General features: G+C 40.8%; 3 protein-coding genes. All 3 read left to right on the forward strand.

Annotated elements, in window-relative coordinates; genetic code table 11:
* Positions 1–476: acyl carrier protein (locus F6K23_RS34030; RefSeq protein ID WP_293164605.1), on the forward strand; the 476-nt coding region annotated here is incomplete at its 5' end.
* On the forward strand, positions 473–7,432 hold the full coding sequence (locus F6K23_RS34035; RefSeq protein WP_293164607.1) for an SDR family NAD(P)-dependent oxidoreductase: 6,960 nt from the start codon (positions 473–475) through the stop codon (positions 7,430–7,432). The genes F6K23_RS34030 and F6K23_RS34035, both read left to right, overlap by 4 nt.
* A partial coding sequence (locus F6K23_RS34040) for a condensation domain-containing protein (protein WP_293164609.1) occupies positions 7,429–9,041 on the forward strand: 1,613 nt, incomplete at its 3' end. The genes F6K23_RS34035 and F6K23_RS34040, both read left to right, overlap by 4 nt.

Raw genomic sequence — 9,041 nt, forward strand, 5'->3', positions numbered from 1 at the left:
TGATGAGTGGTTCGGATGTGGAAGTAGGGGTGGTGCCTATTGAGTGGTCAAGGTGGCAGGAGAGAGTGGCGCAGTGGCCGTTTTTGGCGGATTGGCAGGAAACTATATTGAAGGTGGCAGAACCATCCAAGTCAGATTTTCTGTTAAAGTTGGAGGCTACACCACCTAATGAGCGTCGTTTGTTGTTGGTGGCTCATGTGCGTCGTCAGGTGGCTCAAGTGTTGGGAATTAGTCATCCTGAATCAATTGCAATGGATACAGGTTTTTTTGATTTAGGTATGGACTCTTTGACTTTTATGGAGTTGAGGAATAAGTTGCAAAGTAGTTTGAAGCGATCGCTTGAAACTACTTTGGTTTTTGATTATCCTACAATTAATCAGCTTGTAGATTACATGGAAGTGCTACTTCAGCTAGCCCAAGATAAGAATACATTAATTTCTGAAACAGAGGAAGAATATGAGGAGGAATTGTTATGAACATAGTTGAATTTGTCTCTTACCTGCAAAATTTAGGTGTCAAACTTTGGATAGACAAAGATCAACTTGGCTATCGTTCTCCTAAAGGAGTTATGACAGGAGAGCTAAAACGGAATCTAGTGGAGCGCAAAACAGAAGTTTTAGAATTTCTTCGAGAAGTACAAACAACTCAGGAATCTGGCGCTAGTTTCATAATTCGTCCTGTTTCGCGTTCGGGGGATTTGTTACTCTCCTACCCTCAAGAATGGATGTTTTTTTGGGATCAGTTCTTGCCAGAAAATCCATTATACAATGTGCCTATGATTCTACAATTTGAAGGTCTGCTCAACGTAACAGTCTTAGAGCAAAGCCTTAACGAAATCATCCGACGACACGAAAACCTACGGACCAGTTTTCCATCCATAGACGGAAAACCCATACAAGTAATTTCGACCGTCGCCAACATCAATCTGTCAACAGTAGAATTACCATCATCACCAGAAAAAACAACCCAACTCACACAACTGGCCAGGACTGAAGCAGAAAAACCCTTTGACCTAGCCCAAGGCCCCCTGCTGCGTGTCACCCTAGTCAAACTCAAGCCAGAAATTCATATATTAATGTTAACCATGCACCACATAATATGTGATGTTTGGTCTTTGGGCTTACTAGCCTCGGAGCTATGTACATTGTATGAAGCCTACAGTCAAGGAAATCCCTCCCCATTATCAGAACTCCCCATTCAATATGCCGACTATGCCCACTGGCAAAGACAGCAACTTACCGCAGAGGTATTAGAAAAACATCTAAACTACTGGAGACAAAAACTCGCAGGAATTTCGCCAATATTACCCTTACCAACAGACCGTCCACGTCCAGAAGTGCAAAGCTTCCAAGGAGAAGCAAAAAAATTTCAACTCAATCAAAACTTGACACAGAAACTCACGCAACTAGGTCAGGAGTTAGGTACAACATTGTTTATAACTCTCCTTAGTGCATTTTTCATCTTATTGTATCGTTATAGTGGAGAATCTGACTTAATAGTAGGTTCAGCAACTGCTAACCGCAACCGAGCCGAAACCGAACCCTTAATTGGTATGTTGGCCAACATCCTGGCAATTCGTTCTCAGTGTTCAGATGACTCTAGCTTTACCGAATTGTTAATTCAAGTCAAACAAACAGCTCAAGAAGCCTATAAATATCAGGATTTACCATTTGAAAAGCTAGTAGGGGAACTTTTGCCAGAAAGGAACTTAAGCTACAACCCTATAGTGCAGGTGATGTTAGACTTCCTAAATGTCAAAGGAGGAGTGAAGAAATCTTGGGATTTACCAGGACTAAGGGTGACTCAGGATGGAAATTCGATGTCTAATGTTAGAATGGATTTAGAAATATATCTGTGGAAAGCACCATCGGGATCGGGTCTAGAAGGCTATTTTGTTTACAACACAGATTTATTTGATAGAGCAACCATAACTAGGATGATGGAAAATTTCCAAACCCTACTAAAAGCAATAGTAGCCAATCCTCAAGAAAAAATCTCAAAACTCCCGCTAATATCAGCAACAGAACAACAAAAACTCCTGGAGGAATGGAAAAAGACCAAAACAGATTATCCAAGAGATAAATGTATCCATCAGTTATTCGAGAAGGTTGTCGAAAAGAACCCAGAAGCAATAGCCCTAATATTTGAAGAGCAACAACTAACCTACACCCAACTCAACCACAAAGCCAATCAACTGGCCTACCATCTATTAAGTCTAGGCATAACCCCAGAAACACCAATAGGTATATACATAGACCCAACTCCAGAAAGAATCATTGGACTATTAGCCATACTCAAAGCAGGAGGAGCTTATATACCATTAGACTCCAACAATCTACAGGATTTGCCATCAATTTCAGTAATATTAACCCAAAAGCACCTCAAATCAAAAATACCTGACCCCAATGCTAAAATTTTGTGTCTAGACACCGAGTGGGAATCAATAGCCAAACAAAATACAGAAAACCCAAACACAGAAACAACAGCTACCAACCTAGCCTATATTCTGAATCAAACCCTAGTAGAACATCAAGCTATAGCTCAACGTTTACAATGGCTACAAGAAACCCTGAGTATCACAAATCAAGACATTCTACTACATAAAGCATCTCTAACTAAAGAAGTAGCCCTCCTAGAAATAGGTTTACCCCTAATCAGTGGTAGTAGCATAGTCATAGCAGCCAACGAAAACCCAACAGAACTCCAGAAATTAATCGCCCAACACAAAATAACCATAATCCACTTATATCCATCAGAACTACCCACCTGGTTAAACACAACAAACCCAGAAACATCTCTCAAAAGTTGGCAAACACTCCTTAGCAGTGGAGAAACCCTATCAACAGAACTAGCAGACAAATTTCTCCAAAGTTATCCAGTATCATTACACAACTTCTACAGTATCCCAGAAGCAGCAGGAGAAATCACCCACTGGTCTTGGTCAGAAAAACCCAACAGAGAAAACGTACCCATAGGCAACCCTGGTCGGTTATCAGTTTATTTACTAGACCAACACAAAAACCCAGTCCCCAAAGGAGTACCAGGAGAAATCTATATTGGAGGTTCAAGTTTAGCCAGAGATGCTCTAGAACCCCAAAAATCACAAGAATTTATCAAACATCCCCAACTAGGCAGACTATTTCAAACAGGAGAAATAGGTCGTGAACACAACAAAGGTTATCTAGAAATAGTCGGAGCTAAACAAAGGCAGACATGGATAAAAGGGAAGCGAATAGAACTAGCAAACATAGAAACCGCCCTATTATCAGCCCCCCAAGTAGAACAAGCTTATGTACTAGCTCATCAAACATTCCTGGTAGCTTATGTTGTGATGGCCGGAGTCTGGAACCCCCAACAATTACACTCCCAAATTCAACAGCAGTTACCCCCAGACATGATGCCAGGAGCTTATGTTCCTATGTCGAGCTTACCTTTGACTTACAAAGGAAAAGTAGACGAAGTAGCATTAGGGCGTTTCCCAGTAATTGACGATAACGTAGTGCAACAATGGGAAGCAAAACTTAAAGCAGTGCCAGAAATAGAACAAGTAGCAGTGGTAGTGCAACAGAAAACACTAAAATTGCCACCATTGCATATATCAGACTTGCTGCCATCAGAACAAATGAAACTGCCGAATCATGGTGCAACTCCCGTAGTAGAAAAGTCATCTCCAACAACAGAATTACAAACCCAATCAACATCCCGAAACCCAGCCATCAGTGAAGGAGAACCAATCAAGTGGCCTAAAGATGCACCAACTACTTTAGCACAAGCATTAGAAAGAGCAGCTCAAGAGCACGGGGATACCAGTCTGATATATATTCACTCAGATGGAGAAGTAATTACTCAAACCTATAGTGAGTTGTGGGTAGAAGCTCAAAGACTATTAGGAGGGTTAAGGCAGTTAGGTTTGAAACCTCAAGATAAAGTAATCTTTCAGTTAGAATCAAATCAAGATTTTATCAGTGCATTTTGGGGTTGTGTGTTAGGAGGATTTGTACCAGTACCAGTATCAATACCCCCTAGTTATGACCAATCCCATAGTAGTCTGACCAAACTGCAAAATACTTGGGCTTTGTTAGGACAGCCTCTAGTACTCACAGATAGGAAATTAGCTCCATCAGTGAGTGGGTGGTTCCAACGTATGAATTTAGGGAAGTTGGAGCTACAAACTATAGAGAAATTGCGCTCAAGTGAAGTAGATAGGAATTGGTATAATTCTCAGCCAGAGGATGTAGCGATTTTACTACTAACATCAGGCAGCACAGGAATGCCTAAAGCTGTCATGCAAAGTCATAGCAGTTTATTAAGTCGTAGTGCAGCAACAGCACAGATTAACAATTTTAGTAGTGAAGAAATTTCCTTGAATTGGTTTCCTCTAGACCATGTAGGTGGAATTGTAATGTTTCACATCAGGGATGTGTATTTGGGATGTCAGCAAATTCATGTACCAACACAGGAGATATTGCAAGCACCGACGCGGTGGTTAGATTTGATGTCTCAATATCGGACAACAATTACTTGGGCACCTAACTTTGCTTACGAATTAGTAAATCAACGTTTAGAAGAATTAGACTATTCCGATAGACCAAGCACTAAGTCAATGTGGGATTTATCTTCCCTGGAATTCGTACTCAATGGAGGTGAAGCAGTTGTTGCCAAAACCGCCAGAAAGTTTGTCAAACTACTGAGTAAATGGAAATTACCAAAAACAGCCATGCACCCAGCTTGGGGGATGTCAGAAACTGCATCTGGTGTAGCCTATTCTCATCAGTTTACCTTAGACTCAACAGATGATGGTCAGAAATTTGTAGAAGTAGGGTCTCCCATTCCTGGATTTGCCATCAGAATAGTCGATAATCAAAACCAGATAGTCTCAGAAGAAACTATTGGGCGGGTGCAAGTAAAAGGCGCGTCAGTTACCTCCGGTTACTATCAAAATCCCACAGCAAATCAAGAAGCTTTTACAGCAGATGGTTGGTTTAACACAGGAGATTTAGGGTTTCTGAAAAACGGGCGTTTAACAATTACTGGAAGACAAAAAGACGTAATTATTATCAACGGGTTAAACTACTACAGCCATGAAATAGAATCAGCGGTAGAAGAATTACCACAAATAGAAGTTTCTTACACTGCAGCTTGTGCCCTGCGAGAAACTAACAGCAATACCGATAAATTAGGGATATTTTTCAATAGTGAAAAAACAGAAGACACAGAGTTATTAGTTTTATTAAAAACTCTCAGAGAACAGGTAGTCAACCGCATGGGAATTAATCCAGATTATTTAATTCCCCTGGACAAAGAATTAATTCCTAAAACTTCCATTGGTAAGATTCAAAGGAGTCAACTGAGTCAAAGATTTGCCACAGGAGAATTCCAGGAAATCTTAAAAGGGATAGATTTAATCACGGAAAATAACAACACAATTCCTGATTGGTTTTATCAAAAAACATGGCGGAGAAAACAAGGAAATTATCAGACACATAAATTAGCTAAAATCGGAGTAATTTTAGTATTTTTAGATGAGTTAGGATTAGGTAAAAAACTGTGTCAGCTCTTAGAAAATAATTCTCAAGCTTATGTGCAGATAGAATTAGGAGAAACCTTCAAAAAAATCAATAAAAATCACTATGTAATAGCTCCAGATGTGAGAGAAGACTATCAACAATTGTACCAATCTCTAGGAGCAGAATATCAAAAAATAGGAGCAATGATTCATCTGTGGCATTATGATAAATATCCTGGAGAAATAGCTGACACAGAAACTCTAGAAACAGCACAGAAAACCGGAATTTACAGCCTTTTATTGCTCCTACAAACCTTTGGTAATCAGAAGGGAAATTATCCAGTACGACTACTGTATGTCGCCAGTCAGAGCCAGTCTCTTGAACCCAAGGAACTCATTGCCTATGAAAAAGCAACAGTACCAGGTTTGTTGAAAACTATTCCCCAGGAAAACCCTCACTGGTATTGTCGGCATCTGGATATACCACAAGAATCATTAGAAGTCAATAGCAATCGGATACTTGAGGAACTAACTATTGATGCCAAAGATTCAGAAGTAGCTTATCGAGATGGAGAGCGTTGGGTATCAGGTATCAAGAAAATTAACCTACCTTCCTTACCATTACAACCATTACCATTTAAAACTGGAGGCATTTACCTTATCAGTGGAGGTTTGGGAGGAATTGGTGTTGAAATTGCTAAGTATCTCTTGGAACATTATCAGGCTAAACTATTGCTGTTAGGTCGTACACCCCTACCAGATAGCAACAGTTGGGAAACCTATTTACAGCAAGGGGGTAAACTAGCAGAGAAAATCAAAATTTACCAACAATTACAAAAACTAGGTGGTGAGGTGATTTACCAAGGGGTAGATATTGGCAATCTCACAGCAGTGCAGGAGGTAGTACAGCAAACCTTGTCTGGATGGCACGCTCAACAACTGGATGGGGTGATTCATTTGGCAGGAAGTTACCATGAAAGTCCACTGAAAGAGGAAACAAAGCAAAGTTGTCAAACTCTGCTTTATCCTAAAGTTCAGGGTGCTTGGGTATTACATCAACTGGTACAAAAACAACCATCAACCCTGTTTATCAACTTTTCCTCTGCCGCTGGTGTCTTTGGTGGTGCGACAGTCGGTGCTTACGCAAGTTCTAACAGTTTCCTGGAGAATTTGACTCATTATCAGCGCTATCAACGTGGGTTAAATAGTTATTGTTTTGCTTGGACAACATGGTCAGAGACTGGTATGAGTAAGGGATACCAAATGAAATATCTCACTCGGTCTCAAGGTTATTCTAATCTGAGTGTTTCACAAGGTATGTCTTCAATGTTAGCAGGGTTATGTCGTAACCAAGCTTACTTAATGGTGGGTTTGGATGGTAGTAATCTTAATATCAGAAGGTTGACTTCGACTTCGGATATTCTGCAACAATTAACAGCTTACTTTACTACTAACGGTAAAGGTAAACCCAATGTGAGTTTTCTTCAGCCTCAGGTACAGGATGCAGTGGGTCAACCTAGTAGTTGTGCTGTGGTGGAGTTGGCTCAAATGCCTTTGACTGAGACTGGGGAAATTGATATAGGTTTACTTCGAGAGAGTAATTTGGGTCGTTCAACTCAAGAAAGGATAAAGCCCAGGAATGAGACGGAGCATGAAATTGCTCAAATCTGGCAGGATTTGTTAGGGGTATCCCAGGTGGGTATCTATGATAATTTCTTTGAGTTGGGGGGCAATTCACTTTTGGCAACTCAGGTGATTTCTCGCTTGCGTCAGGCTTTTGAGATGGAACTGACTTTACAAGATTTATTTGAGTATCCCACTGTTGCTGGTATAACCCAAAATCTTGAAGTGCTGCGTCAGCTAGCTCAAGATGAAAACACATTCATTTTTGAAACAGGTGAAGACTATAAGGAGCAAGTATTATGAAAACAATAGAATTTGTGTCTTACCTGCAAAATCTGGGTGTTAAATTTTCGATAGATGGAGAGCAACTCCGTTATCGTTCTCCGAAGGAAGTAATAACACCAGAGCTGGAACAGAGTATAATTGATCGCAAAGCAGACATCCTAAAGTTGCTTAGGAAAGCCCAGAAAAATAGGCAATCAGATGGAGCTAGTTCCATTCAATCAATTTCTAGGGAACAGGTAATTCCATTATCCTTCACACAACAAAGGCTATGGTTTATAGAAAAATTGGGCTTGAGTAGCAATGCCTACAATGTGCCATTGACCCTAAATCTATTAGGTCAATTGGAATATGTAGCCCTACAAAAAACTCTTAACCAAATCATGGCTCGCCATGAAACCCTGAGAACTACTTTCAGTGAAATCAACGGCACACCAGTACAAATAATTCAACCCCCCTTTGAATTAGAACTACCCATAATTGACCTCAGTGGGTTAACACCATCAGAAGCTACCACCAAATTACAACAACTACTCCAACAAGAAAATGAACTTTCATTCAATCTGGAAGTAGACCCCCCCATACGGGCTCAGTTGTTTCAACTAGGAACAACAGAACACATACTGCAAATTACATTACATCACATAGCAAGCGATGGCTGGTCACTTACAGTATTACCCAAAGAACTCTCGGCAATTTACACTGCCACACTGTTGGAGAAACCATCCCCATTGCCAGAGTTACCCATACAATATGCGGACTTTGCAGTTTGGCAAAAGAACTACTTACAAGGTGTTACCCTAGAAACCCAACTAAGTTACTGGAAGCAAAAGCTCTTTGACTTACCTCAACTACAACTACCCACAGACCATCCCCGACCCGCAGTTCAAACTTTTAATGGAGCAGGTATACCCATAAATATACCAGCAGCACTAACATCAAAAGTTAAACAACTCAGCCAAAACCAGGGAACGACCCTATTTATGACCCTGTTAGCAGTATTTAAGGTATTGCTGTCTCGTTACAGTGGTCAAGAAAGTATAGCAGTAGGTTCACCCATAGCCAACCGCAACCGCAAAGAAATAGAAGGTTTGATAGGTTTCTTTGTCAACTCCCTAGTCATGTACACAGACCTGGGAGGGGACCCTAGTTTTACAGAAGTATTAAACCGAGTTAAACAAACAGCCCTAGAAGCTTATGGTAACCAAGACATACCCTTTGAGAAATTGGTAGAAGAGTTGCAGCCAGAACGGTCTCTATCGCAAAACCCCTTGTTTCAAGTAGTGTTTGCCGTTCAGCAGAGTGAACAAATGAAACCATCCTTCAGCCTGCCTAACTTAGAGGTAGAGTTAGGTTGGGAGCGATGGATGGGAGTTCTAATGACAGTGCGGATGGACTTAGAGTTACATCTGTGGCTAGAAGGAGAAGAAATCAAAGGATTATGTGCCTATAACCGAGACTTGTTTGAGGCCGAAACTATTAGTCGGATGCTGTCACATTACCAAAACTTACTATCAGCAGCAGTAGAGACTCCAGAACGACCTGTGAGCCAGTTGCCATTAATGACAGAGCCAGAGCTAGACCAAATACTGGTGGAGTGGAACAATACCAAAACAGATTACCCAGGTGA

Source organism: Okeania sp. SIO2C9 (assembly GCF_010672455.1).
Lineage (GTDB): Bacteria > Cyanobacteriota > Cyanobacteriia > Cyanobacteriales > Microcoleaceae > Okeania.